This is a genomic window from Robertmurraya beringensis, assembly GCF_042433785.1.
Lineage (GTDB): Bacteria > Bacillota > Bacilli > Bacillales > Cytobacillaceae > Robertmurraya_A > Robertmurraya_A beringensis.
The window spans coordinates 1-1,408 of record NZ_JBHLUU010000057.1 but is presented as its reverse complement, the minus strand read 5'-3'; the positions used below and the strand labels follow the sequence as shown (position 1 = coordinate 1,408).

Here is a 1,408-nt window from a genome sequence, read left to right as displayed (position 1 = left end):
TCACTAGTGTTGCATAAATAATGTCATAATTTTCAGTTTAATCATTGTTTCTATTTAGAGCCAAAAAGGTAAATGCCTAATTAAAGGTGGTTCTGTCCATTTGGAAATTTATTTACAATTAGACCTGTGCAACGACAACAATTTCGCTTATCAAGGGATGGCTTTTCCTTCAATCTTTCGAAGCCAGATATGCGCTGGTTTCCACAATGCAACCCTCAAATAACGGCTAATTTGTAAAGTTTTTCGCTTACTTCTTGTTTCAATTTGTACAAGTACATGTAGGCAAAAAACAATAAGCGCGATAAATACTTGATTTTGAATCGCCCATTCGCTCTGACCGTAGAACTTTTTGATGCTGAGATGTTGTTTGATCCATTTGAAAAACAATTCAATTGCCCAGCGTGATTTGTACATTTCTGAAATTTCATCTGCACCTAAATCAAACCTATTGGTGATTAAATGGAGCTCATTACCTTTTGAATCCAAGACCTTTAGCAGGCGAAAATAATTTTCAGCACGGTTTTGTGTCGTACCAATCAACACCATTTGATCCAATAAAACAGACGTATTTTCAGGTAGTTTAAAGTTGTAAACTTCACGTATTACAGCGTTTTTCCGTAGCCTTGAAAGAAAAAAGTAGCCATCATCGGTCATACGGTCAAAACGTTCATAATCTAGGTAACCACGGTCAAACACATACATGCATTCTTTATCATCTACCATGATTTCGAGCTGGCCACGGTCATGTTCTTTGGCAGTTGTCATAACGGCTTTTTCAGGGTAGGAAATTCCTTTTTCCATAAACACAAGACGCAGATGTAACTTCACTCCAGCCTTTGTTTTGCGGAAATTTGCCCATTTATGATTCGTCAAATTGAGTGGCAATGTGCTTGAATCTATGATTTTTAACGGCATCACAAGGTTGGTGTAGTGCGTTTTGACATGAATTTGGGACACTAAATCAAGAAAAAGCCTTTGAAATAGATCAGGATTCATACCATTTAGACGGCGTGACAGCTGAGAAATACTAATAGAATCAAGGTCAATTCCCTTTTGAAGCTGGTCATCGAAAAGACAATCGCCTAGGGCATGAAGGCTTTCAACTTCTTGTAGCTGCGCAAAAAGCAGTAATTTTAAGAACGACTCTGTCGTTAATTTTTTCGTATAGTAATCTAATTTCATCATTTTCACCTGTTCCTCAAATAATTGAAGATTTATTGGTGAAAACCATTGTCCAAATGAAGTTTTTGGTGTAATCTTGTCCATGAGTTGGTCCTTTTTTAGTGGATTTGGACGGGTTACCACCTGACTTATCCATTATAAAGGACTTTTTCTTTGCACAAAATAATAAAATTGAACATTTCAAATGTTTTTAATAGTTAATTTAAATTAATGCAACACTAGTGAT

At 36.0% G+C, this 1,408-nt stretch carries 1 protein-coding gene; it reads right to left on the bottom strand.

The features are described from left to right. Positions 1-150: 150 nt before the first annotated feature. Entirely contained in the window at positions 151-1,266 is a 1,116-nt protein-coding gene (locus tag ACFFHF_RS11865) for an IS4 family transposase (protein WP_197200116.1), read from the bottom strand. Positions 1,267-1,408 lie beyond the last annotated feature (142 nt).